22 protein-coding genes are annotated in these 25690 nt (G+C 72.3%); 14 read left to right on the top strand and 8 right to left on the bottom strand.

All coding sequences use genetic code 11. The features are described 5' to 3' along the window. Positions 1–116 precede the first annotated feature (116 nt). Complete coding sequence (locus P0L94_15270; protein ID WES63819.1) at positions 117–1253, top strand: aminotransferase class I/II-fold pyridoxal phosphate-dependent enzyme; 1137 nt, start codon at positions 117–119, stop codon at positions 1251–1253. Between the two features lie 87 nt (positions 1254–1340). Here P0L94_15270 and P0L94_15265 read toward each other — a convergent pair whose 3' ends face one another. Both P0L94_15265 and P0L94_15260 read right to left on the bottom strand, forming a co-directional pair. Beyond that, on the bottom strand, positions 1341–1982 hold the full coding sequence (locus P0L94_15265) for a dienelactone hydrolase family protein (GenBank protein WES63818.1): 642 nt from the start codon (positions 1980–1982) through the stop codon (positions 1341–1343). Next, positions 1979–2902 (bottom strand): VOC family protein, encoded by a 924-nt coding sequence (locus tag P0L94_15260; GenBank protein ID WES63817.1) that lies wholly within the window; start codon positions 2900–2902, stop codon positions 1979–1981. The genes P0L94_15265 and P0L94_15260 overlap by 4 nt, the downstream gene beginning before the upstream one ends. A gap of 215 nt (positions 2903–3117) precedes the next feature. Here P0L94_15260 and P0L94_15255 point away from each other — a divergent pair, with 215 nt between their 5' ends. The 4 genes from P0L94_15255 (at position 3118) to pgi (ending at position 7416) form a co-directional block, all read left to right on the top strand. Continuing rightward, positions 3118–3906, top strand: a complete 789-nt coding sequence (locus P0L94_15255; GenBank protein ID WES63816.1) for a glucose 1-dehydrogenase — start codon at positions 3118–3120, stop codon at positions 3904–3906. Positions 3907–3975: 69 nt separating this feature from the next. Next, positions 3976–4503 (top strand): 2'-5' RNA ligase family protein, encoded by a 528-nt coding sequence (locus tag P0L94_15250; protein ID WES63815.1) that lies wholly within the window; start codon positions 3976–3978, stop codon positions 4501–4503. Between the two features lie 102 nt (positions 4504–4605). Continuing rightward, a complete protein-coding gene (locus P0L94_15245) occupies positions 4606–5649 on the top strand; it encodes a hypothetical protein (protein WES63814.1) in 1044 nt (347 codons plus the stop codon). A gap of 87 nt (positions 5650–5736) precedes the next feature. Beyond that, on the top strand, positions 5737–7416 hold the full coding sequence (pgi, locus tag P0L94_15240; GenBank protein WES63813.1) for a glucose-6-phosphate isomerase: 1680 nt from the start codon (positions 5737–5739) through the stop codon (positions 7414–7416). A 44-nt stretch (positions 7417–7460) separates the two neighbouring features. Here pgi and P0L94_15235 read toward each other — a convergent pair whose 3' ends face one another. Next, the gene (locus tag P0L94_15235) at positions 7461–7976 is read right to left on the bottom strand and encodes an ACT domain-containing protein (GenBank protein WES63812.1); all 516 of its coding nucleotides are present in this window, start codon (positions 7974–7976) and stop codon (positions 7461–7463) included. A gap of 95 nt (positions 7977–8071) precedes the next feature. Here P0L94_15235 and P0L94_15230 point away from each other — a divergent pair, with 95 nt between their 5' ends. After that, entirely contained in the window at positions 8072–9160 is a 1089-nt protein-coding gene (locus tag P0L94_15230; protein ID WES63811.1) for an SDR family oxidoreductase, read from the top strand. Here P0L94_15230 and P0L94_15225 read toward each other — a convergent pair. After that, complete coding sequence (locus tag P0L94_15225) at positions 9067–10212, bottom strand: glycosyltransferase family 2 protein (protein ID WES63810.1); 1146 nt, start codon at positions 10210–10212, stop codon at positions 9067–9069. The two genes, P0L94_15230 and P0L94_15225, sit on opposite strands and share 94 nt — an antisense overlap. A gap of 73 nt (positions 10213–10285) precedes the next feature. Here P0L94_15225 and P0L94_15220 point away from each other — a divergent pair, with 73 nt between their 5' ends. The 6 genes from P0L94_15220 to P0L94_15195 all read left to right on the top strand — a co-directional run bounded on the left by P0L94_15220 (position 10286) and on the right by P0L94_15195 (position 17998). Then, positions 10286–10543: a glutaredoxin domain-containing protein gene (locus P0L94_15220; protein WES63809.1), complete on the top strand. Its 258-nt coding sequence runs from the start codon at positions 10286–10288 to the stop codon at positions 10541–10543. A 36-nt stretch (positions 10544–10579) separates the two neighbouring features. Next, a complete protein-coding gene (locus P0L94_15215; protein WES63808.1) occupies positions 10580–11551 on the top strand; it encodes a hypothetical protein in 972 nt (323 codons plus the stop codon). 86 nt (positions 11552–11637) lie between these two features. Continuing rightward, on the top strand, positions 11638–13104 hold the full coding sequence (locus P0L94_15210; GenBank protein WES63807.1) for a hypothetical protein: 1467 nt from the start codon (positions 11638–11640) through the stop codon (positions 13102–13104). A gap of 53 nt (positions 13105–13157) precedes the next feature. Further along, on the top strand, positions 13158–14573 hold the full coding sequence (locus tag P0L94_15205) for an MFS transporter (GenBank protein ID WES63806.1): 1416 nt from the start codon (positions 13158–13160) through the stop codon (positions 14571–14573). Positions 14574–14630: 57 nt separating this feature from the next. After that, complete coding sequence (locus tag P0L94_15200) at positions 14631–16370, top strand: aldehyde dehydrogenase family protein (protein WES63805.1); 1740 nt, start codon at positions 14631–14633, stop codon at positions 16368–16370. Further along, positions 16367–17998, top strand: a complete 1632-nt coding sequence (locus P0L94_15195) for a GMC family oxidoreductase N-terminal domain-containing protein (protein ID WES63804.1) — start codon at positions 16367–16369, stop codon at positions 17996–17998. Before P0L94_15200 ends, P0L94_15195 begins: the two co-directional genes overlap by 4 nt. Before the next feature lie 509 nt (positions 17999–18507). Here P0L94_15195 and P0L94_15190 read toward each other — a convergent pair. Then, on the bottom strand, positions 18508–20004 hold the full coding sequence (locus P0L94_15190; GenBank protein ID WES63803.1) for a DEAD/DEAH box helicase: 1497 nt from the start codon (positions 20002–20004) through the stop codon (positions 18508–18510). 277 nt (positions 20005–20281) lie between these two features. Further along, the gene (gene pip / locus P0L94_15185) at positions 20282–21256 is read right to left on the bottom strand and encodes a prolyl aminopeptidase (GenBank protein ID WES63802.1); all 975 of its coding nucleotides are present in this window, start codon (positions 21254–21256) and stop codon (positions 20282–20284) included. Positions 21257–21452: 196 nt separating this feature from the next. Here pip and P0L94_15180 point away from each other — a divergent pair, with 196 nt between their 5' ends. Both P0L94_15180 and P0L94_15175 read left to right on the top strand, forming a co-directional pair. Next, positions 21453–22466 carry a malate dehydrogenase gene (locus tag P0L94_15180; GenBank protein WES63801.1) on the top strand — a complete coding sequence of 338 codons (1014 nt, stop codon included), beginning with the start codon at positions 21453–21455 and terminating at the stop codon, positions 22464–22466. A gap of 171 nt (positions 22467–22637) precedes the next feature. Next, positions 22638–23081, top strand: coding sequence for a hypothetical protein (locus P0L94_15175; GenBank protein ID WES63800.1), 444 nt, complete (start codon positions 22638–22640; stop codon positions 23079–23081). 36 nt (positions 23082–23117) lie between these two features. On the opposite strand, the gene P0L94_15170 is transcribed toward P0L94_15175, so the two are convergent. Both P0L94_15170 and P0L94_15165 read right to left on the bottom strand, forming a co-directional pair. Continuing rightward, positions 23118–24713 (bottom strand): ATP-binding cassette domain-containing protein, encoded by a 1596-nt coding sequence (locus P0L94_15170; protein WES63799.1) that lies wholly within the window; start codon positions 24711–24713, stop codon positions 23118–23120. Then, positions 24710–25636 (bottom strand): hypothetical protein, encoded by a 927-nt coding sequence (locus tag P0L94_15165; protein ID WES63798.1) that lies wholly within the window; start codon positions 25634–25636, stop codon positions 24710–24712. The genes P0L94_15170 and P0L94_15165 overlap by 4 nt, the downstream gene beginning before the upstream one ends. Positions 25637–25690 lie beyond the last annotated feature (54 nt).

The following is a 25690-nucleotide window of genomic DNA, read 5'->3' as shown; positions in this document are numbered from 1 at the left end:
ATCGGGCCGCCGCGAGCCCTTGACCGCCGCTCCGCGGCGCGACATGCTGGCCGAACCCGAAGCGAGAGGTGATCGGCATGGCCCTGTCGACACGAGCAGCAGGCGCGCATGCGTCTGTGGACAAGGTGATCTCGTTCCTGCAGCGCATGAGCGCCCTCGCGTCCGACGAGGACGCTCTGGACTTCACGTTCGGCAACCCGCATGAAATGGCCCTGCCCGGGCTCGTCGACGCGATGCGCGGAAGGCTCGAGCCGCGTTCGGTCGACTGGTACGCCTACAAGACCAATGAGCCCGCCGCACGGGAGGCGATCGCCTCCGGCCTGCGCGACGAGCTCGGCCTCGACATCGAACCGGACGACATCGCCATGACGCAGGGCGCGTTCGGAGCGATCTCGCTCGCTCTGGCGCTGATCGCCGACGTCGGAGACGAGGTCGTCATCCCGACGCCGGGCTGGTTCTGCTACACGCCGATGCTGTACGCCACGAACCTGACCCCGGTGGAGGCGCCGCTGGATCCCGACACCTTCGACCTCGACATCGCGGCTGTGGCCCGCGCGATCACCCCGCGCACGCGGGTCGTGATCGTCAACTCTCCCTCCAACCCCACCGGACGGGTCTTCCCGAAGCAGACGTGCGACGAGCTCGCGGAGCTCCTCGAGGAGATGTCGCGACGGCACGGACGCCGCATCTGGATCCTCTCGGATGAGCCGTACCGTCGGATCCGCTTCGACGGGATCGGGTTCGACAGCCCGGCCGCGTCCTACCCATGGACGATGATCGACTACAGCTACGGCAAGGTGCTGCTCGCCCCGGGACAGCGGATCGGCTATCTCGCCCTGTCGCCACTGCTGCCGCGCGCCGACCGCGAAGAGCTGCGCGGCGCCTTCATGACGACGCAGCTGGCGATCGGGTGGGGCTTCCCGAACGCGCTCATGCAGTACAGCGCCCCGGCTCTCGAATCGGTCTCGATCGACATGGACGAACTCACGCGCAAGCGCGACCGCATGGTCGCGGCGATGGAGGACGCCGGGTTCGCGCTGACCCGCCCCGAGGGCACCTTCTACCTGTGGGGCCGCGCGCCCGGGGGCGATGGCGCGGCGTTCTGCGACGCGCTCTCGGCTCGAGGAGTGCACCTGATGCCGGGCACGATGTTCGACCAGCCGGCGCACTTCCGCGTCGCGCTGACCGCGACGATGGAGACCATCGACCGCGCGCTGCCGACGATCAGCGAGGTCGGCGCGTCGTTCAGCTGAGCGCCCTGCGCACGGCGGGCGCGCCTGGACCCGATGATCCCGATCGAGCGCGGCCTCCGTGTCGGGCGGGTTCGGGCGGCCCTCCGCCTAGGAGGAGGAGGAGCCCGCGAGAGCGGCTACGCGGTCCTGCACGTGCGCGGACGCGTCGGCGAGTTCCGCGGCGCTGATCCCGTGCGCGAGGCCGGGATAGAGGCGCACGTCGGCGGTCGCGTGCTCTGCGAGCCACGACTCGGTGCGCGAGACGGCGGCGGGATGGATGACGCCGTCGGCATCACCGCGTCCCCAGAAGACCGCAGGGCGCGTCCGGCGCAGATCCTCGTCGGCGGGCTGCGGCGCCGCCTGCACGAAGCCCGCGAGCACGACCGTCGCGGCGATGCGCTCGGGACGCGTCCGCAGCAGCTGGGTGGCCATCAGCCCGCCCTGCGAGAAGCCGATCGGCACGAGTGGCGCATCAGCCGGGAGGTTGTCCTCGACCCACCTCCAGATGGCCTCCGTGGCCGCGGCGACCAGCTCGGGGTCGGGGTTGCCGGGCGTCGTGATGGCGAACCACGCCGCGCCGCCGCCCGGCATCTCGAGCGGGGCGCGCAACGAGGCGAAGGGCAGACCGAAGTGCGGCCCGAGGCCGACGAGGTCCCGTTCGTGCGACCCGTATCCGTGCAGGAGCAGCGCCACGGCGGGCGCGCCCGCTTCGGCCGTCCCGGAGGAGACGGCCGCGCGCGAGATCATCATCGGGCGAGCAGCTCGTCGGTCGTGGTGCCCGGCAGCGCCACGGTCACCTGCGTGCCCCACGGGTCGCGCGTGACGATCGAGCGGCCGTCGTCGCCGAACTCGAGACCCTTCCCGCGCAGACGCGCGGCCAGCGCGTCGAGGTCGGCGCGGGCCGGAACCGTCACAGCGACGTCGCCGAGTCCGAGCCGCGACGCACGCGGGCCGGCTCCCCGGCTGTTCCAGATGTTCATCGCGACGTGGTGGTGGTAGCCGCCCGCCGAGGCGAACAGCGCGCCGGGGTAGCTGCCGACGGTCGTCTCGAAGCCGATGGTGTCGATGTAGAAGTCGCGTGCCGTGGGCACGTCGCCGACCTGCAGATGGACGTGGCCGACGCGACCGGCGAGCGCGGGACCGGCATCGACCGCCTCCTGCGTGAGGTGGCGGCGCAGGTAGTCGTTCGGGTCGAGGTAGAGCGTGGCCATCTGCAGCTCGCCGCCGACGTGCTGCCACTGCTCGCGCGGGCGGTCGGTGTACAGCTCGATGCCGTTGCCCTCGGGGTCGGTGAAGTAGAACGCCTCGCTGACGAGGTGGTCGCTCGAGCCGGTGAACCGCGTGCGCGCGTCCTGCGCGGCGCGGTAGACGGTCGCGGCCAGGCTCGCGGCATCGTCGAAGAGGAAGGCCGTGTGGTACAGCCCCGCCTCGCGCGGGTCGACGGCGGGCAGCCCCGGCGTGTGGATGAGGCGCACCATGGGCACGCCGCCCCGCCCGAGGACGCGGTGCACCTCGCGCCCGCGCGTGCGCTCCTCGATCGGAGTCAGTGCGAGGGCGTCGCCGTAGTAGGTCGACATCAGCTCGAGGTCGCCGACGCGGAGGCTGACGGCGTCCATGGCGGTGTCGGGGTTGAGGATGCGCTCATCGGTCGGCGCGGTGGTCGTGGTCATGTCGGGCCTGCTCGTTCTGGTCTGCGGATGATTCGAGAGTATCTCAATTTAGTTGTACCTGCAACCAAAATTGATGCACTCGGTCAAACTTGTATTCACCGGCATATATTCCGATGCATGGGTGTTCCCCGCTTTCGACGGTCCGACATCGGACGACCGTCCGACCCGCGGACACCCCGCGAGCCGATCCCTCGAGAACACGCAGGAGGCTCCCCATGACAGACGCACGATTCGACGGCCGCACCATCCTCATCACCGGCGGCGGCTCCGGTCTCGGCCGCGCGACCGCGGTTCGGCTCGCATCCGAGGGCGCGAAGCTCAGCCTGGTCGACGTGTCCGAGGCGGGCCTCGCCGCCACCGCGGAGGCCGTTCGCGAAGCGGCGCCCGACGCCGAGCTGATCACCGTGACGGCCGATGTCTCGCAGGAGGCCGACGTCCAGCGCTACGTCGACGAGACCGTGGCCGCCTTCGGCCGCATCGACGGCTTCTTCAACAACGCCGGCATCGAGGGCAAGCAGAACCTCACGGAGGACTTCACCGCGAGCGAGTTCGACCGCGTCGTCGCCATCAACCTGCGCGGCGTCTTCCTCGGCCTCGAGAAGGTCCTCGGCATCATGCGGACGCAGGGCGGCGGCGCCGTGGTGAACACCGCGAGCGTCGGCGGCATCCGCGGCGTCGGCAACCAGTCCGGCTATGCCGCCGCCAAGCACGGCGTCGTCGGGCTCACCCGCAACTCGGCCGTCGAGTACGGCGCGGACGGCGTGCGCGTCAACGCGATCGCCCCGGGCGCGATCTGGACCCCCATGGTCGAGAACTCCATGAAGCAGCTCGACGCCGAGAACCCGCGCAAGGCCGCGGAGCAGTTCATCCAGGCCAACCCCACCAAGCGGTACGGCGAAGGCCAGGAGATCGCGGCGGTCGTCGCCTTCCTCCTGTCCGACGACGCGTCCTACGTCAACGCCGCCGTCGTGCCGATCGACGGCGGCCAGTCGGCCAAGTACTGATCGTCCGGCGGGGTGCCGCCCGGCGGCGCCCCGCCCATCGGGCCCGGTCTCATGCGCCATGCTGGGGCCATGGGCGCGCGCGCGATCGTGAGCATCGAGCTTCTGCTCGACAGTTCCGCCGAAGAACGCGTCCGCGCCGAGTGGGACGCCCTCGCCGCAGCCGGCCTGCCCAGCATGGCCGGCCACACCGCCCCGAGCAACCGCCCGCACGTGACCCTCATGGTCCGCCCGCAGATCGCCGACCTCCCGGTCGACGCGCTCGAGGACCGCCTGCCCCTGCCCGCCACCCTCGGGCCACCGCTCGTCTTCGGCACGGAGCAGCGCCGCATCCTCGCCCGCTCGGTGATCTGCTCTCCGGAGCTGATCGCCTTCCATCACGACCTGCACCGCATCGTCGGCTCGGGAGACGACGCCGCCCACACGCGGCCCCGCGAATGGACCCCGCACGTCACGCTGGCCCGCCGTCTTCGAAGCGCCGACCTGCCCGCAGCCCTCGACGTCGTCGGCGGGACGATCCCTGCCCGTGCGGTCGGCCTGAGACGGTGGGACGCCGCCACCGCCACGGTCACGATGCTCGCCACCGCCGGCGATCGCTGACCGGCCCCCGGCTCCCGGCCTGCGGGCATCGCTTCGCTCCCGGACAGCCGCACGCTTAGGATCGTGGGACGAATCCCCACCCGAAGGACACGGAGCGCGGTGATGACTGACCGATCCACCCCGAGATCGAACGGCGCCGAATCCGGCGTGCGTCTGCGGCGGGCCGTGCCCGAGTTCACCGGCTGGGCCCTCATCGCCGTCGGCGTCCTGCTCGCGATCATCGCGACGGCGGTCGGCACAGGCGGCATCGGTGCCGCGGCGCTCCTCGCCGCCGGAGTGGCCCTCATCATCGTGGCGCGCTTCGACGGCCTGTTCGGCCGCGTGAGGGATCTGCTCGACGACACGGTGCTGTCCTCGCGGGCCGCGGGCATGCAGCCGCCGCGCGCCGCGTCCACCGTGCCCCATCACCGGGCCACCCGCGCACTGCTCGGCGAGACGGTTTCGGCGCTCAACGCAGCCGACCCGTCGGCGCCGTGGACGATCGAGCGGGACGGCTCGTGGTCGACCGCCCAGGTGTTCGACTATGCGATCTACCGACGGCACGAGGGCGCTCCCCCGGAGCGCGTCGCCGTCGAAGTCGATCCGACACCGGCATCGGACATGGCCGCCACCGCGCTGCGCATCGCCTCGTCGTTCGGCGCCGGCGGCGGACTCTACGACGCGATCCTGATCGTCGCCGCGGACCTCGACCACGCCACGGCGGACCGCCTGGAGCGACTGGTCTCGCGCATGTGCGGCGCACCATGCGTCGCCGTCGCCGTCCAGGGCGTCGCGGGCCCGGCCGGCACCGACGACGGCGGCGCCGAGATCCTCCTGCTGGCCGAAGCGCTCGAGCACGTCACGAGCGCCCAGCGCGCCAGCGCGCCGCGCGCGACCGCGGCGCCGGCTCCCTCGCGGCCGGCCCCGGAGCGCGTCGTCGCACCGGCGACCCCGCCCGCCGAGCCGGAGCGACGCGAGCCCGCCGCGTGGCGCATGCCCGAAGCGGCCCCCACAGCACCCGAGCCGCGCACCGCAGCACCCCAGCCACGCACCCCAGCACCCGAGCCCGCCGCATCCGAAGCCGCAGCGGCTGACGACTTCGCCGCTCTTCTGCAGCAGGCCGCGACCGAACCGCCACCCTCGCGTCGGTCACGCAGCCAGCGCTGAGCGCGTGGCCGCCCCGCGGCGTCACATCGCTTCACCTCGGGGGACACATGCCTCCACCCGGGCGCGACGGCGGAGTAGCGTGAAGGCGTGACCGCTCCGATCGACGCCACCACCACGTCCGCCTGGGCCGAGCTGTCTTCGCTCCGCGACAGCTTCACCCCCGATCTCCGCGCCTGGTTCGCGCTCGACCCGGACCGGGTCGGAAGGCTGAGCTTCACGCTCGCCGACCTTCACGTGGATCTGTCGAAGAACCTCGTCACCGACGAGATCGTGGCGACGCTGGTGCGGCTGGCCGAGCAGACCGGCGTGGCCGAGCGCTATGCGGCGATGCTCGCGGGCGAGCACATCAACACGACCGAGGACCGCGCGGTGCTGCACACCGCGCTGCGCCGTCCCGCGGACGCCTCACCCCCGCTGGTCGTCGACGGCCAGGACGTGGACGCCGACGTCCAGCAGGTGCTCGCCCGGGTCGACGCCTTCGCGGACCGCGTCCGCTCGGGCGCCTGGACGGGCGTCACCGGCAAGAAGGTCACCCACGTCGTCAACATCGGCATCGGCGGCTCGGACCTCGGACCCGTGATGATCTACGAGGCCCTCGCGCCGTACGCCGATGCCGGCATCGAGGCCCGATTCGTGTCGAACATCGACCCGACCGACATCGCGCAGAAGACCGCCGACCTCGACCCCGAGACCACGCTGTTCATCGTCGCGTCCAAGACCTTCACGACCCTCGAGACGCTCACGAACGCGCGCCTTGCGCGCGACTGGCTGTGGACGAAGCTCGCCGAGGCCGGCGTGATCGGCGACGACGAGGCCTCGCGGACGGATGCCGTCGCCCACCACTTCATCGCCGTCTCGACCGCGCTCGACAAGGTCGCCGCCTTCGGGATCGACACCGACAACGCGTTCGGCTTCTGGGACTGGGTGGGCGGGCGCTACTCCGTCGACTCCGCCATCGGCACGTCGCTGGCGATCGCGCTCGGACCCGACGTCTTCCGCGAGCTGCTGGCGGGATTCCACGCCGTCGACGAGCACGTGCGCACGACGCCGCTCGCCGAGAACGTGCCGGTGCTGATGGGCCTGCTCAACGTCTGGTACTCGAACTTCCTCGGATCGCAGTCGCACGCGGTTCTGCCCTACGCCCAGCAGCTGCACCGCTTCGCCGCGTACCTGCAGCAGCTCACGATGGAGTCCAACGGCAAGTCCGTGCGCTGGGACGGGTCGCCGGTCACCACCGACACGGGAGAGGTCTTCTGGGGCGAGCCGGGCACGAACGGGCAGCACGCCTTCTACCAGCTGATCCACCAGGGCACGCGGCTGATCCCGGCCGACTTCATCGCCTTCGTCAACCCCGCCTATCCTCTCGAGGACGGCGGACGCGACGTGCACGGGCTGTTCCTGGCGAACTTCCTGGCCCAGACGAAGGCGCTCGCGTTCGGCAAGACGGCCGCCGAGGTCGAGGCCGAGGGGACCACCGGCCCGCTCGTGGCCGCGCGTACGTTCGCCGGCAACCGCCCGACGACGTCGATCTTCGCGCCGTCGCTGACCCCGTCGGTCCTCGGTCAGCTCGTGGCGCTTTACGAGCACATCACCTTCACGCAGGGTGTGATCTGGGGCATCAACTCGTTCGACCAGTGGGGCGTCGAGCTCGGCAAGCAGCTCGCGCTGCAGATCGCCCCCGCCATCGAGGGTGACGACGACGCGCTGGCCGCGCAGGACGCCTCGACGCGCGCGCTGCTGGAGTACTACCGCACGCACCGCGGCTGACGCCTCGCGCGCGGCGGCCGACGGGTCGCCGCGCGGCGACGCCGTCAGTCCGCGACGGCGACGTCGACCTGGATCTCGTTCGCGAGGTGCTCCAGCTCGGCGGTCACGTCGGCGGGATCCACGGATGCCGGCACCCGCACGATCACGTCGGCCTCGAAGAGCCGTCCGCCGAACATCGCGGCCTCGCGCGTCCGGGTGGTCATCTTCTCGATGCTGAGGTCGTGGTCGCGCAGCACGGCCGAGATGTCGCGCACGATCCCGGGATGGTCGTTCCCGAGCACGTGGAACGTCAGCTGGCGCGCGCTGTCGGCATCCGCTGCGGCGTCGGCCCCGGTGTGGATGCTGACGGCCAGCAGTCCGTCGAGCGCCGCGAGCGCCGACCGCAGCTCCTCGCTGCGGTCGTCGTCGACCGAGACCTCGATGACGCCCGCGAAAGCGCCGGCGAGCTCAGCCAGCTGGCTGCGCTCCCAGTTGCCGCCGTGCGCTCCGACGATCTCGGCGACCGAGGCGACAAGGCCGGCGCGATCGTCGCCGACGACGGTGAGGACGAGAGAAGTCACTGCTCCAGCGTACTCAGCACGCGACGGATGTCTCAGCGCATGGGGTGGCGCCCGTCCGCGCGCTGGTGGAGGATCGACCCCGGACAGGAGGCACCATGCCGGATGCCGCAGCCACGACGCGCCCGCCGCGGTGGAGCGTCGATGTGAGGGATCTGACCGGTCGCCGCGCCCTCGTCACCGGTGCGAGCGACGGCGTCGGCGTCGAGATCGCGCGTGGGCTCGCGCGCGCCGGCGCCGAGGTCGTCATGCCGGTGCGCTCGAAGGCGAAGGGCGTGCGCGCCCGCGACCTGATACGCGAGGACGCGGGCGCGGGCTCGGTGACGCTGCGGTCCCTCGACCTGTCGTCGCTCGCATCGACGCGCGCCCTGGGGCGGCAGCTGATCGCCGAGGGTGCGGCGGTCGACATCGTGGTCCTCAATGCCGGCATCGTCCTGCTGAACGACCCCGTGCGTCATCTGAGCGTCGACGGCATCGAGCTGCACCTGCAGACGAACATGCTGTCCCACGCTCTGCTGATCGCCGACATCCTGCCGCTGCTGCGCGCCCGCGGTGCGCGCGTGGTGCTGCAGTGCAGCCTCGCGGCGCGATACGGCGCGATCGCGTGGGACGATCCGAACCTCGATCGACGGTACCGGCCGCTTCGTGCCTATGCGGCTTCGAAGGTCGCCCTCGGCCTGTTCGGCGTCGAGCTCGGGCGTCGCAGCGAGGATCTCGGGTGGGGCGTGGAGTCGGTGCTGTGCCATCCCGGCACGGCGATGACGCACATCGCGCCCGCGTCGATGCGCGAGCGGCGGACAGCGGTCTCGCGCATCGTGGGCGGCCTCTACGACCGCGGCGTCGGCCTGCAGAGTCCCGCCGAGGCCGCCCTCCCGGCGCTGTACGCCGCGACGAGCCCGGGGGTCCGCTCCGGCGACTTCGTGGCGCCGTCCGGTCTCCTCGAGCTCGCGGGACCGCCCGCTCTGCGCCCCCTCTACCGGCGGCTGACGGGGCGTGCCGACGCATCGCGGGCATGGGACCTCGTGGGCGAGCTGACCGGCGCACGCTTCCCCGGCGGGCCGCCCGCGCCTGCGCACGGCGACCGAGAGGGCGACTACAGCTCGCCGGGCGACGTCGCCTGGGCGTCGAGCTCGTCGACGATGCGGCGGGCGGGCGTCGCAGCGGCGCCGGGGGAACGGGGCGCGTAGACCACGAGGGAGTGGAACACGAAGCGCACGATGAAGGCGACCGCCAGCGTGATCCCGGTCGCCAGCACCGCCGAGATGTGCCACGTCTCGACGAGGAGGGCCATGATCGGGATGCGCACCAGGGCCTCGACGTTGTTGAACGCGAAGGACTTGCCGAATCTGACCCAGCCCGCCGAGGCCGCCGCCCGCATGTCGTGGAAGACGAAGCGCTCCAGCAGCAGGAAGTTGCCGATGATGGTCACCTCGGCACCGACGACGGCGGCGAAGACGTAGCCGACGCCCAGCTGCGTCAGCGCCCACACGATCGCCAGGTTCGCGATCGCGCCGAGCCCGCCGATCAGGGCGAACACGGACATCTTGCCGAAGCGCAGAGCCGTCAACTGGGTCAGGAAGTGTATGCCCTGGCGCACGCTCGCCTTCGAGTCCCCGGCATGACGCGGCGCGAAATCGAACGGCACTTCGGCCACGCGCACCGAGCGCCGGGCGAGGATCTCGAGGAGGATCTTGAACCCGCGCGGCTGCAGGAGGGCCTGGTCGACGGTGCGCCGGTCCACGAGGAAGAACCCCGTCATCGGGTCGGACACGTCGCGCAGCCGGATCGGGAACATCGCGCGGGTGATCGCGGTCGCCGCCCGCGACACCAGCACGCGGGTGCGGTCGGCGAGGCCTCCGGAGGTGCCGCCGCCGACGTATCTCGACGCGACGACGATGTCGACGTCGCCGCGCACGAAGCGCTCCCACAGCTCCGGGATGGTCTCGGGCGGATGCTGGAGGTCGCCGTCCATCACGATGCAGGCGTCGGCGGCTGCGACGACGAAGCCCTCGAGCACGGCTCCGCCGAGGCCGCCCGCGGGGTTGTCGCGGTGGACGAGCCGCACCGGAAGCGGTGCGGTCGCGGCCGCCTCGAGGACGGCCGCTGGGGTGTCGTCGGTGCTGTCGTCGACGACGACGATCTCGGCCTCGATACCTGCCACGGCGCCGCCGATGCGCGAGACGAGCTCCGCGATGTTCGGGGCCTCGTTGAAGGTCGGAACGATGATCGACAGCTGCACAGTCCCTATCGTCGCATGCGCGATCCGTGGCGCTTCCGGCCGTCACCCAGGAAGCATCCGCCAGAATGGACCTATGACCTCCCCCTCCACCATCACGATGTTCGGCGCCGACTGGTGCCGCGACTGCGTCCGCACCAAGACCCAGCTCGACGGCCTCGGCGTCTCTTACACGTACGTCGACCTCGTGGCGGACCCCGACGCCGCCGATGTCGCGCGCGAGATCTCGGGTCGCACCAACATCCCGGTGGTCGTCTACCCCGACTCGTCCCACCACGTCGAGCCCTCGAACGCCGACGTCGAGGCGAAGCTGCGGGAGCTCTCGCTGATCTGAGCCGCACTCCGGCCCTCGGGTCACTAGCCTGGAGGCGTGGAGAGCGACACGTCGCTGAACGGGATCCTCGGACCCCGCGCTCGCCTGTGCCGGCGGGCGCTCACCGGCGAGCACGGCGTCTCGCTGCCGCCGATCGTCGACCACCACGTGCATCTGCACCTCTTCGACGAACAGCGGCTGGCGGCACGCGGCGTCGCGGCCGTGCTCGACCTCGGCGGCGACCCGGAGCTGCTGGCACGGCGCGACCGGGACACTCTGCCGCACGCGGCATACGCCGGCGCCTTCCTCACGGCGCCGGGCGGCTACCCGTCGGGTCGCAGCTGGGCGCCGGCGGGCATCGTGCGCGAGGTACGCGATCCCTCCCTGCATCCGGGCGTCCCCGCGGGAGCCGCGACGGCCGTCGACGAGCAGGTCGAGTGCTCCGCATCCGTCGTCAAGGTCGCGCTCAACGCCGACGCCGGTCCCGTCTTCGACGCGCAGACCCTCGAGGCGATCGTCGCGTCCGCGCACGAACACCGACTGCCGGTCGTCGCGCACGTGCAGGGCGCGGGGATGCTCGACCTCGCGCTCGACGCCCGCGTCGATGCCCTCGCGCACGCGCCCTTCAGCGAGTGGGTCGACGGCAGGGCGATCGCGCGGGCGATCGCGCTTCGTCAGCGGTGGATCTCGACCCTGTCGATCCACGACGGCGCCGATCGCGAACGAGCCCGGATGAATCTCGAGGTCTTCGCCCACGCGGGCGGGCACGTGCTCTACGGCACCGATCTCGGAAATGGCGAGCGGCCCGTCGGCGTCGACGCCGACGAGCTCGCGGCCCTGGACGCCGCAGGCATCCGCGGAGCTGACCTCGTCGCGATGCTCACGGAGCCGTGGCTCCCTTCCCTGCGGACCACGGCCGTGGCGACGTTCGTCCCGGGCCCCCCGCCCACCGCGCTCGCCGCCGTGCCGGATTGGCTGTCGGCGGCGACCGTCGTCCCGGCGGAGGATCTCGTTCACGACGAGGAGTGAGTCTGCCTCTAGGCTGGCCGCATGCCACGACGCCGCGTGTGCCACACCCCGATCGGGCTCGCGTGCGCGCGTGAGGCGGTCGCCGCGTGATCGCGCAGCTGTGGACCGCTCTCCTGCTGAGCATCGCCGTCGTCGGCGCCGGCGGCCCGCTCGCCCGCTGGGCCGCCCGCGGGCTCGAGCTCCCGGCCGCCACGCGCGTCGCGCTCATCCCGCTCGCCGGCCTGAGCTTCGTGGGCGTGACGACGCTCATCGTGGGACACCTGCACCTGCTCGGCCCGTGGCTGCCGTACGCGCTCGCCGTGGCGGGAATCGCGCTGGCACTCGTCGGCTTCCGCGACAATGCCGAGCCCGTGCTCCGCGGCTGGGCCGGCGTCGTGCGCCACGTCCGATCGCATCCGGTGGCGCTCATCGCGACGTCCCTCGCCCTCGTCCTCGCGCTGATCTGCACGGCCGCAGCCCCGTTCCGCACCGACGAGATCGCCTACCACTGGGCGGCGCCGGTGGCCTGGGCCGAGGTCGGCGGCTGGAACGACAGCCCGTTCCGTCACGTCGACGGCTTCCCGATGATGGAGATCATCTACACCGCTGCCGCGACACAGGGGTCCTACGTCGCCGCGCACCTGCTCCACTTCATCTCGTTCCTCGCCCTCGGCTTCGCGCTCGCCGGGCTGGCGGGAAGCCTGGGCGTGCGGGGAACCGGCGTGACCGCCGCGGCAGGCCTCGCGATGCCGGTGGTGTGGGACTCCTCATACGTCGCCTACAACGACGTTCCGGTCGCGGCCACGACGATCGCCGCGGCCGCCGTGGTGATGGGAGCGGCGCACGAGAGGCGGATGCACGCCGCCTGGCTCGCCGGCGCGATCATCGCGTTCGGCGTCTCGGTCAAGCCGAACGGCATCGTCGGCGTCGGCGTCGTCGGGCTCATGATGCTGATGCGGTACGTCTTCGAGCGCCGGGATGCCGCGTCGTCGACCGCGGGCGCGCCGGCGCCGCGGCTCGCCGCGCTCGTGCGCGACGGCGTCGTCCTGGTGGTCCTGCCGGTGGCGGCGCTCGTCTTCTGGCTCGCCCGCCAATACGCCATCACGGGGGTCCTCTTCGCCCCCCGCGGCACCCCGAGCGAAGACGTGCTGTCACGGATGCCGTCGACGCTGCAGCGGGTGCTCGCTCCCCTGCTCCCGTTCGTCGGCAGCGTCATCGGAGGATCCGAGCCCTGGGGCGGTCGCCTCGGCATCGTGCTGCTGCTGCTCATCCCCGCGATCGTCTACGCGATCTGGCGCCGCGGCGACGTGCTGCGGCGGTTCTCCCTGGCGATCGTGCCCGCCTTCGCGCACTGGATCGTGCTGGGCGTGCGCATCGTCCGCACCCGGTTCCACATCGCAGCGTGGGGGCTGATGGTCATCGCCATCCGCATCCCGCTCGAGGACGCGATGACCCGGCGACCACGCCTGCGCTTCTGGCTGGAGGCGGGATGGACGCTGTGCATCCTGCTCAGCCTCGTCGACGTTTCGATCGAGATGGTCCGCCGCATCGCGACGCTCGTCCCGCTCGGCTGATCACTGTCCACCGGTGATCCGGAGGCCGCGCGGCGGACGCCTACACTGGCCCGATGAGCTCCGACGCCCCCGACGCCGGCGCCGCCCCGGTCACGGTCGACCCCGCGCGCGCACGCCTGTCCCCCGGCACGATCGTCCGCTACGCGACCGGATCGCTCGGCACCGGCGGGTTCGCGACGCTCCCCGGCCTCGTGCTGGCGTACTACCTCACCGACTCGCTCGGCGTCGCCGCGCTCGCGGCGGGCGCCGTGATCGCCGCGTCCAAGATCTGGGACGTCCTGATCGATCCCGTGATCGGCGCGCTCACCGACCGCGATCTCGCGCACCACGGCACGCGCCGCCGGCTGATGCTGGTGGGCGCCGTCGGACTGCCGGTGTTCTTCGCGCTCACCTTCGCCGTTCCACCCGCCCTGGGTCCCGTCATCGGGGCCCTGTGGGTGCTCGTCTCGTTCACGCTGACCGCGACGGCCTACAGCCTGTTCCAGGTGCCCTACATCGCGCTGCCCGCCGAGCTGACCCGCAGCTACGACGAGCGCACGCGACTGCTGTCGTGGCGCGTCGTCGTGCTGACCTTCGCGATCCTCGCCTTCGGCGCCGGTGGCCCCGCGCTGCGCCGCGTCACCGACGATCCGGTCCTGGGCTACCTCGTGATGGGCGTCGTGGCGGGCGCCGTCATCGCCGTCGGGATGCTGGTCGCCACGACCGTCGCCCGCCGCCCCGTCGCCGCGCCGGTCACACCCGCCGGCGCACCGCGGCCGGCGGCCGGGCTCGGCATCCGCGAGCACTACGCGGCGGGTCTGCGCGCCCTGCGCCGCAGCCGCCCGTTCCGCGCGCTGCTGGCCACGTTCGTGCTGCAGGCCCTGGCCACCGGCCTGATGCTCGCGGGCGCCCAGTACGTCGCGACGTGGGTGCTGCACTCCGAAGCCGCGGTCGAGCTGCTGTTCGTGGCGCTCATCGCGCCGGCGCTGCTCGCGGCGCCCGCGTGGGGCGCCGTCGCCGGCCGCATCGGCAAGGAGCGCGCGTTCGCCGGGGCGAGCGTCGTCTTCGCCGTCGCCGCCCTCTCGATCGCGGGCGTCGCGTGGGCGCCCGGGGCATGGATCTACGTTCCCGTGGGCATCGCCGGCATCGCCTACGCGGGGATGCAGTCGCTGCCGATGGCGATGCTCCCGGACGTCATCTCGCACGACGAGCGCACCCACGGACCCGGGCAGGCCGGTGCGTTCAGCGGACTGTGGACGGCCGGCGAGACCGTCGGGTTCGCGCTCGGCGCGGCCGCGCTGTCGGTGATCCTCGCGGTGACCGGATACGTCTCGTCGACGGCGGGCGCGAGCGTCACCCAGCCGGACGCGGCAGTGACGGGCATCGTCATCAGCTTCAGCGTGGCCCCGGCGATGCTGCTCGCGGTCAGCCTCATCACCCTGGCGCGCTACGGCCTGCGGCGGCACGACATCGAGTCGCACACGGAGTGAGACCGCGTACCGGTCCGCGATCTAGAATGTGATCGAACCCGCGCGAAGGAGCGTTCCATGCCGGCAGCAGCCAGACGCGGCACACCCGACGCCGACGCGTCGCGCGACACCGACGCGCTCGACGCCGCGATCGCGGACCTCCACGACGGCGCGCGGGCCTGGGCGGCGCTGACCCTCGCCCAGCGGGCCCGGCTCCTGCGCAGCATCCGCTCGACGGTCGCCGCCGCGGCCGGCGACTGGGCCGATGTCGCCTCGACGTCGAAGGGCCTCGAACCCGGTCACCCCCATCGCGGCGAGGAGTGGCTCGGCGGCCCCTACCACGCGCTCACCCTCGTGGATGGCATGGCCGCCGCGATGGACCGGCTCGCGGCCGGCGGCAGCACGCTCGACGGCATCCGCATCGACTCCGCGTCCGGCGGACGGGTCCGGGCGCACACGTTCCCGCTGACCGGCACGGACCGGGTGCTGCTGTCGGGGTTCCGCGGCGAAGTGTGGTTCCAGCCGGGGGTCACTCCGGTCCAAGCACGGCGCGAAGCCGGGCTGGGCCAGCGGAATCCGGAGGTGTCGGGCGGCGTCGGGCTCGTCCTCGGCGCCGGCAACATCTCGTCCATCCCGGTGGCCGACGTGCTGTACGAGCTGTTCGCCCACAACCGGGTGTCGCTGCTGAAGGTCAATCCGACCCAGAACGACCTCGTGCCGGTGTTCGAGAGGGCGCTCGCGCCCTTGATCGGACCCGGATTCCTGCGCATCGTCACCGGCGGCCCCGAGGTCGGCGAATACCTCACGGCGCACGGCGGCTTCGCACACGTGCACATCACCGGGTCGGCGACGACCTTCGACGCGATCGTGTGGGGCACGGGTGAGGACGCCGAGGCGCGCCGTGCGGCGGACGACCCGCGCCTGACCATCCCGATCTCCGCAGAGCTCGGCGGGGTGTCTCCCATGATCGTCGTGCCGGGCGAGTGGTCCGAGGCCGACCTGGCGTACCAGGCCGAGCACATCGCCACGATGCGCCTGGTCAACTCCGGCCACAACTGCATCGCCGGCCAGGTCGTGATCGTGAGCCCCGACTGGCCGCAGCGCGATGCGTTCCTCAAGGCGCTGCGCGCCGCCTACGCCGCGACCCCCGAGCGGCCCGTCTGGTATCCGCGCAGCGACGAGCGGCTGCGCGCCTTCGACGCCGCCCATCCCGACGCGGAGTGGTTCGCGGCGCGCACCCGCGCCCTCGTCGAGGTCCCGGCCGGGACGGGACCGGCGGCGGTGGAGACCACCGAGCAGTTCGCCCCCGTGCTGGGGATCGTCGACGTCCCGGGCCTCGGCCAGGAGTTCCTCGACGCCGCCGTCGCGCACGCCAACGACACCCTCGCCGGCACCCTCGGCGCGAACATCCTCATCGACCCGGCGACCGAGGCCGCGCTCGGCGACGGGTTCGAGCGGGCCATCGCCGACCTCCGCTACGGCGACATCGCGATCAACACGTGGACGGCGTTCAACTTCCTCGCCGCGGGACTGACGTGGGGCGGCTACCCGGGCGGCACGATCGCCGATGTCTCCAGCGGCATCGGGGTCGTGCACAACGCGCTGCTGCTCGACCGCGTCGAGCGCTCGGTGGCGCGCGGCCCGTTCCGCCCGTTCCCGCGTTCGCTGGGGCGCGGCGTCTTCACCGTCCTGCCCACCCCGCCCTGGTTCGTCACGTCGCGCACCGGCGCCGAGGTGTGCGAGGGACTGACGCGCTATCTCGCGTCCGGAAGCCTTCCGGGGCTCGCGCGGACGCTCGCGAAGGCGATGCGGGCATGAGGAGGCTTCGCGGCGATGCCCTCACGGCCGACTACGTGGTCGTCGGTGCGGGCTCGGCCGGGGCCGCGCTGGCCGCGCGGCTCTCGGAGGACCCATCGGTCACCGTGCTGCTGCTCGAGGCCGGCGCACCCGACACCAAGGCCGAACTGCACGTGCCGGCGGCCTTCTCGAAGCTCTTCCGCGGCCCGTACGACTGGAACTACGACACCGTCCCCCAGCCGCGGCTCGAAGGGCGCTCCGTCTACTGGCCGCGAGGCAAGACGCTCGGCGGGTCGTCGTCGCTCAACGCCATGATGTGGGTGCGGGGCTTCGCGGCCGACTACGACGAATGGGCGGATGCGGCCGGGCCCGCGTGGTCATGGGACGCGGTCGCACCCTACTTCCATCGCATCGAGCGGACCGACGCCCCGGCCGACGACAGCCAGGGGACCGGCGGCGCCCAGCCGGTCGAGACGGCACGGGACCCGCGACCGCACACCGGGGCGTTTCTCGCGGCGGCCGCCGAGCTGGGGTACCCGGTGACGGCGGCGAACCGCCCGGGCGCCCAGGGGTTCTCGCAGACGATGCTCACACAGCACCGCGGCGCGCGCTCCTCGACCGCCGACGCCTACCTGCGCCCGGCCCGCCGGCGCCCGAACCTGCGGATCGTCACGGGAGCGCACGTGCGCCGCGTCACATTCCGGGACCGCCGGGCGACCGGCGTGTACGTCGAGATCGACGGCATCCCCCGCCATGCCCTCGCCCATCGCGAGGTCGTGCTATGCGGCGGCGCCGTGAACACCCCGCAGCTGCTGATGCTCTCGGGCATCGGTCCCGCGAGCCACCTCGCCGAGCACGGCATCGCGGTCGTCGCCGACGCGCCCGACGTGGGGGCGAACCTGCAGGACCACCTCGTCGCGGGCCTCGCCCCCGAGGCGGCCGGCGGCACGCTCTACGGCGCCGAGCGTCTGCCCGAGCTCGCGCGGTACCTCACGCGGCGCACCGGGATGCTCACGTCGAACGTCGCCGAGGCCTACGGATTCGTGCGCACCGAGGTCGCTGACACCACGGCCGCGCCGGAGGGCCTCCCCGACATCGAGATCATCTTCGCGCCGGTGCCCTATGTCGGCGAGGGACTCGTGCCGACGCCCGGCGAGGGCCTGACGGTGGGTGCCATCCTGCTGCGGCCGCGCAGCCGCGGCAGCATCCGTCTCGCGTCGGCCGACCCGATGCAGGCGCCCGTGATCGACCCGGCGTACCTCACCGACACGGACGGCCTCGACGAGCGCACGATGCTGGCGGGGCTCGCGGTGTGCGACCGGCTCGTGGCGACCGACGCGCTCGGCGCCGTCACCACGGGCCGGTGGATCCAGCCCCCCGGCGCCGAGTCGATGACTCCCGAAGAGCGCTCACGCGTCGCGCTGCACCGCTACTCCCACACGCTCTACCACCCGTGCGGCACGGCGCGCATGGGGTCGGACGCGGCATCCGTCGTCGATCCCGAGCTGCGCGTGCGCGGCGTCGAAGGACTGCGCGTGGCGGACGCATCGGTGTTCCCGACGATCATCCACGGGCACACCAGCGCACCCGCGATCCTGGTCGGGGAGGTGGCCGCCGACCTGATCCGGGGCGTGCGCGCAGCGCCGTGAGCCGCGAGCGCGCCGCGGGCTGAGCCGCGAGCGCGCGGTCGGCCGACCTGCCCGCCGCGGCATGGGTCGGCGCCGGATGCCGCATCCCGCAGCCCTAGCGACAGGCAACGCCAAGTGACGGCGCGGGGCCGACCCTCGCTTGGCGCCGGATGCCGCGTCACGCGCCCCTACCGGCGCGCAGCGCCAAGTGAGGACTCAGGGCCGACCCTCGCCGGCGCCGGATGCCGCGTCACGCGCCCCTACCGGCGCGCAGCGCCAAGTGAGGACTCAGGGCCGACCCTCGCTTGGCGCCGGATGCCGCGTCACGCGCCCCTACCGGCGCGCAGCGCCAAGTGAGGGCTCTGGGCCGACCATCGCTTGGCACCGGACGACGCTTCCCGGCCCGCAGCCGACACCGCCGCCAACTGACCGCGCGGACGGATCACGCGTCGCGCGCGACGCAAACCGTCCGCGCGAGCCGGACCCGCACGGTGAGCCCGACGCGACTCTCCGGCGTCGGCGAATGCCGGTCAGCGGCCGCCGGGAGCGGCCGCGTCGCGGCTCGCGCGACGGTTGGTGCGGCGGCCAGGATGAGCCGGCGCAGGAGTCGACGTCGAGAAGGCGGGAGCCGCAGTGGAGCGGGACGCGCCGTGCGCCCGGCCGCCGGCGGGCTGGCCGTCGGCGTGGTGCCGGCCCCGGGTCTGGCCCTGGCCCTGGCGCTGCCCTCCACCCTGGCGCTTCGCCTGACCGCCGCCCTGGCCCTGACGGGCGTCGCGGGCGGCGCGCTTGCGCTGGGCGTTCGCGCCCTGGCTCTTGCCGGGCTCGGGCGCGACCTTCGGCGCGGGCGCGACGTACGCCGCGACCTCGCCGACGAGGCTCGTGACCTCCGCGGACGAGGCGTCGACGGCGACCGGCGCAGCCGAGATGGCGGCCTTGCGCAGCAGCGCCGTCACATCGCGGCGCTGCTCGGGCAGCACGATCGTCACGACCGAGCCCTCGGCGCCGGCACGGGCGGTGCGGCCCGAGCGGTGCAGGTACGCCTTGTGCTCCATGGGCGGGTCGACGTGGACGACGAGCTCGACCTCGTCGACGTGGACGCCGCGCGCGGCGACATCCGTGGCCACGAGCACTCGAGCCGTGCCGGCCGAGAACGCCGCGAGGTTGCGGTCGCGGGCGTTCTGCGACAGGTTGCCGTGCAGGTCGACCGACGGGATGCCGCGGGCGGTGAGCTGCTGGGCGAGCTTCTTGGCCTGGTGCTTCGTGCGCATGAACAGGATGCGGCGGCCGGTGCCCGACGCCAGCGTGCGCACGAGCTCCTTCTTGGCGTCGGTGTCGGCGACCGTGAACACGTGATGGGTCATCGCCGCGACGTGCGAGGTCGCCTCGTCGACGGAGTGCAGCACCTCGTCGCGCAGGAAGCGCTTGACGAGCTTGTCCACGCCGTTGTCGAGCGTCGCGCTGAAGAGCAGGCGCTGCCCGCCGGCGGGCGTTGCGGCGAGGATGCGGGTCACGACCGGCAGGAATCCGAGGTCAGCCATGTGGTCGGCCTCGTCGATGACGGTGACCTCGACCGCGTCGAGGTGCAGGAACCCCTGCCCCTTGAGGTCCTCGAGGCGGCCGGGGGTGGCCACGACGATGTCGACGCCCGCGGCGAGCGCCTGGACCTGGCGGTTCTGGTTCACACCGCCGAAGATCGTGGTGGTCACCAGGCCCGCGGCCTTCGCGAGAGGCTCGAGCACGGCGTTGATCTGCGTCGCGAGCTCGCGAGTCGGGGCGAGCACGAGTCCCCGAGGGCGACGGCCGCGACGCGTGGAGCGCTCCTGCGCTCCCAGCCGGGCCGCGAGCGGAATCGAGAAGGCGAGCGTCTTGCCCGAGCCGGTCTTGCCGCGGCCGAGCACGTCGCGGCCCGCGAGCGTGTCGCCCAGGGTGTCGGCCTGGATCGGGAACGGGGTGGTCTTGCCCTCTGACGCGAGGACGTCGACGAGGGGCTGAGGCACGCCGAGCGCGCCGAAGGTGATGTCGGTCATGTGTCTCCGGGCACGCGTGTGCCCCGTCGGTGCCGGGTCGGATCTCGACCGCGGGTCGCCGTGCGAAAGATGTCAGCCGGCTTCGTCCGGAGACGGCGGCGAGGGAAGCGTTCTACGACGCAAGAAGCGCGTCGGAGCGCTGCCAGTGGGTTCAGGCTACCAGTGCGCGGCTGGGCGTTCGCCCGCAAGGCGCTCCGTCTCGCCGCACTCGTTCAGCGACGGGCCTCCGGCCGGCGGCCCATGGGCGAGGAGCGACGTGACGCGTCGAGGCGAAGGGTCAGCCCGCCGCGAAGCGGTCCGTCGCTTCGCGCAGGGCGCGCGCGATGCCCGGTTCGGATGCCGCGTGCGAGGCATCCGGCACCACGACGAGGTCGGCCTCGGGCCATGCGCGGTGCAGGTCCCATGCCGTCATCATGGGCGTGCACACGTCGTAGCGACCCTGCACGATCACGCCCGGGATGTCCTTCAGGATCGCGGCGGCGGTGATCAGCTGGTCGGGCTCGAACCATCCCCCGTGGATGAAGAAGTGATTCTCGATGCGGGCGAACGCCGTCGCGGCGGCGTCCTGGGTCATCCCCGCCACGAGCTCCTCGTCGGGCAGGAGCGTGAGGGTCGCCGCCTCCCACCGCGTCCACGCGACCGCCGCGGGAACGTGGACCGCAGGGTCGGGGTCGCCGAGCCGGCGGTGGTACGCCTCGATCATGCGATTGCGCTCGAGCACCGGGATGGGGGCGATGTAGTCCTCCCACAGGTCGGGGAAGAGCGCCGACGCACCGCCCTCGTAGAACCACTCCAGCTCGTGACGGCGCAGCGTGAAGATCCCGCGCAGCACGATCTCGCTCACGGCATCCGGGTGCGATTCGGCGTAGGCCAGGGCGAGCGCGCTTCCCCACGACCCACCGAAGACCTGCCACTTCTCGATGCCGAAGTTGCGGCGCAGCAACTCGATGTCGGCGACCAGGTGCCACGTGGTGATGTGTCGCAGGTCGGCGTCGGGCTCGCTCATGTGCGGCGTCGAGCGACCGCATCCGCGCTGGTCGAACAGGATGATCCGGTACTTCTCGGGATCGAAGAACCGCCGGTGCCACGGCGAGCATCCGGCACCCGGGCCGCCGTGCAGGAACACCGCCGGCTTCCCCTCGGGGTTGCCGCACTGCTCCCAGTACATGCGGTGGCCGTCGCCGACGAGCAGTTCGCCGGTCTCATACGGCTCGATCGGCGGATACAGGATCTCTTCGAGCTGTGGATTCACAGGCTTCCCCCCGGAATGCCTCGCGCGCCGCGGGGTGCGACGCGCGCGCGTTCGCGCCGTGCCCTCATCCCCCCGACGCAGGCGTTCGTCTCGAACGTCATCCCCACACGGTACTCCGCGCCCGCCCATCCGACGCTGAGGCGCTCCCGCGACCTCCGTCACCCGCAGGCACCGGTGCGGGTCTAGGCTCGTGCCCATGGATCTGGCACCACTGACCGTGACCATCACCGGGGCGGGAGGCCAGATCGGCTACGCGCTGCTGTTCCGCATCGCCGCCGGGGACATGCTCGGCGACCGCGCCGTGCGGCTGCGGCTGCTCGAGATCCCGCAGGGGATGCGCGCGGCGGAGGGCGCCGCGCTCGAGCTGCAGGACTGCGCCTTCCCGCTGCTGCGGGACGTCGAGATCACCGATGACCCCGGCACGGCCTTCGACGGCTGCAACATCGCCCTCCTCGTCGGCTCGAGGCCGCGGGGGCCGGGCATGGAGCGCGCCGACCTGCTCGCCGCCAACGCGGGCATCTTCGGTCCCCAGGGGGCAGCGATCCAGGCGAACGCCGATGACGACGTGCGCGCGGTCGTCGTGGGGAACCCCGCGAACACGAACGCGCTGATCGCGGCGGCGTCCGCCCCCGACATCCCCCGCGACCGCTTCACGGCGCTCACGCGCCTGGACCACAACCGCGCGGTCGGGCAGCTGACCGCCATGCTCGACGCCGGCGCCGGCGATGTGCGCGACGTCACGATCTGGGGCAACCACTCGGCGACGCAGTTCCCCGACGTCGCCCACGCCACCGTCGACGGCCGCCCGGTGATGGCGGCGCTGACCGAACTGCTCGGCTCCGCCGAGGAGGCCATGGCGTGGCTCGACGACGAGTTCGTGCCGCGCGTCGCGCGCCGCGGCGCCGAGATCATCGAGGTGCGCGGGTCGTCGTCGGTCGCCTCGGCCGCGAACGCGACGATCGACCACGTCCGCGACTGGGTGCAGGGACGCGAGCCGGGGGCCGGGTGGACGTCGGTCGCCCTGCCGTCCCGCGGCGAGTACGGAGTGCCCGAGGGCCTGGTGTGCTCGTTCCCGGCGATGTCCGACGGCTCGGGCTACCGCGTGGTCGAGGGCCTGGAACTGGACGAGCGCGCCCGCGCGCGGTTCGACGCCTCGGTCGCCGAGCTCACCGCCGAACGCGACGCCGTCGCCGCCCTCGGCATCCTCTGACGCCCGGCGCCGCACTGCCGCGCATCCGGAACAGGAGATCGCCGGAACAGGAGGAACCGACCCGGATCCTCCTGTCTCCGCGAGATCGCCTGCGCCCGATGTGCGGCCCCGGCAGGCGCGGCGTCGAGGGTGCGCGGCATGGGCGAGAATGGTCATGACACAGGGGGCGACATGACAGACACCACGGGCACGACGAATGCCGCGGCGGCCGCACACCCGCACTCGGCGGCGGCGTGCCCGGAGTGCTTCACCGAGCTGCAGTCCGACCGCAACTGGTGGCTGGCGCGGCCGGCCGGCTCGCGCCTGGTGGGCCTGGTCGTCTCGCGCGAGGACATGCCCTCTGTCGTCGACCAGCGCAATGCGCTGGCGCGGTTCGGTGTGCCGATCGAGGGCTTCCGCCACCCGGCGCCCGAGACGCTCGAGTCCTGGGAGGACCGCCTCGTGCGCCTGTTCGGCACGCTCACGAGCGGTGACGTGCTCGCCGTGGCGAACGTGCACGCCCTCGGCCGCGACATCGACGAAGAGGCCCGCACCTTCGCGGCCCTGCGGCAGCGCGGCGTGATGGTCAAGGTCATCAACCACGGCGCCGCACACCTGGCCGACCCCGACCGCTGACCCCCGGCGCCCGCCGGCGAGACGGGCCGGTGCCGCTCAGCCCTGCACGTACGCGCGCAGGTGTCGTGCCGTGAGCGTGTCGGCATCGGCGACGAGGTCCGCGGGGGTCCCCTCGAACACCACCCGCCCGCCGTCGTGGCCGGCGCCGGGTCCGAGGTCGATGATCCAGTCGGCGTGCGCCATCACCGCCTGGTGGTGCTCGATGACGATGACGCTGTTGCCGGCCTCGACGAGCCGGTCGAGCATCCCGAGCATGTTGTCCACGTCGGCGAGGTGGAGCCCCGTCGTCGGCTCGTCGAGGACGTAGACCGCGCCCTTCTTGGCCATCGAGATCGCGAGTTTCAGGCGCTGACGCTCGCCGCCGGACAGCGTGCTGAGCGCCTGCCCGAGGGCGATGTAGGCGAGCCCGACGTCCACGAGCCGGTCGAGAACGGCCCGGGCGGGCTTGGAGCCGGCGAAGAAGTCGGATGCCTCGGCCACCGACATCTGCATGACCTCGTGGATGTTCCTGCCGTCGAGGGTGTACTCGAGCACCTCGTCCGAGAACCCCGAGCCCTCGCAGATCTCGCACGTCGTCTCGACCGTCGAGGTGTAGCCGAGCTCGGTGATGATGACGCCGAGACCCTTGCAGACCGGGCAGGCCCCCTTCGAGTTCGCGCTGAAGAGCGCCGGCTTCACACCGTTGGCCTTCGCGAAGGCGCTCCGGATGACATCCAGGAGCCCCGTGTATGTGGCCGGATTGCTGCGCCGGGACCCCCGGATGGCGGACTGGTCCACCACGATGACGTCGTCGAACGCCGGCACGTTCCCGTGGATGAGCGACGACTTGCCCGACCCCGCGACGCCCGTGACGACGGCGAGCACGCCGAGGGGCACGTCGACGTCGACGTCGACGAGGTTGTGCTGCGACGCGCCGCGGATCTCGAGCGTGCCCTTCGGGGCCCGCACCGAGGGCTTGAGCCGCGCGCGGTGCCCGACGTGGCGGCCGGTGAGCGTGTCCGAGGCGGTCAGCCCCGCGAGGTCGCCCTGATAGGTGATCTCGCCGCCGGCCGTCCCTGCTCCCGGACCCAGGTCGACGACGTGGTCGGCGATCGCCATGACCTCGGGCTTGTGCTCGACGACGAGCACCGTGTTGCCCTTGTCGCGAAGCCGCAGCAGCAGCGCGTTCATCCGTTCGATGTCATGGGGGTGGAGCCCCGCGGTCGGCTCGTCGAAGACGTAGGTGATGTCGGTCAGGCTGGACCCGAGGTGTCGGATCATCTTCGTCCGCTGCGCCTCGCCGCCCGACAGCGTTCCGCTCGAGCGATCCAGCGACAGGTAGCCGAGACCGATCTCGACGAACGAATCGATCGTCTGCTGGAGCCCCTGCAGCAGCGGGGCGACCGACGGATCGTCGATCGTGCGCAGCCACGAGGCGAGGTCGGTGATCTGCATCGCGGCGACATCGGCGATGCTGAGACCCGCGATCTTCGACGAGCGCGCGGCCTCGCTCAGCCGCGTCCCGCCGCACCCGGGGCACGCCGTGAACGTCACCGCGCGGTCGACGAAGGCCCGGATGTGCGGCTGCAGCGAGTCGCGGTCCTTCTGCAGCATCGACTTCGTGATCTTGGGGACCAGCCCCTCGTACGTCATGTTGATGCGGCGACCTTGACCTTCGTCGGCTCCTTGTAGAGGAAGTCCTGCAGTTCCTGCTCGGTGTAATCGCGGATGGGGGTGGCGGGGTCGACGAAGCCCGACTCGGTGTATGCCTTCACCATCCAGCCGTCGGCGGTGTAGCCCGGGATCGTGACGGCGCCGTCGGCGAGCGACTTGTCCCGGTCGTACAGCGCGTCCAGATCGACGTCGCTCACTTCGCCGAGGCCCTCGCACTGCGGGCACATGCCGCCGGTGATCGAGAACGACCGCCGCTCCTTCCTGCCGCTGGGCAGCGTGATCGCACCCGCGCCGCTCACCGACGGGACGTTGAACGAGAAGGCCTGGGTGCCGCCGACGTGCGGTTCACCGAGCCGGGCGAACAGCATCCGCAGCATCGCGTGGACGTCGGTGACGGTGCCGACGGTCGAGCGGGCGTTGGCGCCCATGCGCTCCTGGTCGACGAGGATCGCGGGGCTGAGGTTCTCGAGCGCGTCGACCTCGGGTCGTGCGAGCGACCCCATGAACTGCTGCACGAACGTCGAATAGGTCTCGTTGATGAGCCGCTGGGACTCGGCGGCGATCGTGTCGAACACCAGCGAGGACTTGCCCGAGCCGCTCACGCCCGTGAACACCGTCAGCCGGCGCTTCGGGATCTCGACCGAGACGTCCTTGAGGTTGTTCACGCGTGCGCCGACGACGCGGATGACCTCGTGCGCGTCGGCGAGAGGGACGGATGCGTCGGCCATGCGGTGCTCCTTTTCGGCGGGAAGTCCGTGCTCAGTCTGGCCCATGCGGGCGACATCCCGGCGGTCAGTACGCCCGCCGTCGGCGTGGAGCAGCTGCCCGGAGACCCAACGGCCCTCGTCCGACAGCAGGACGTCGGCCGGGCCCTCGGGCGTGGGCAGGTCGCGGGACGTCACCCCCGTCGAGATCGCTGGTCGCGACCTGTCAGCCGTCGGCGACCAGCCTCGTGA

It is taken from the genome of Microbacter sp. GSS18 (genome assembly GCA_029319145.1).
Taxonomy (GTDB): domain Bacteria; phylum Actinomycetota; class Actinomycetes; order Actinomycetales; family Microbacteriaceae; genus Microbacterium.
The sequence above is the reverse complement of the archived record's forward strand: the minus strand, read 5'-3'. Positions and strand labels throughout refer to the sequence as shown.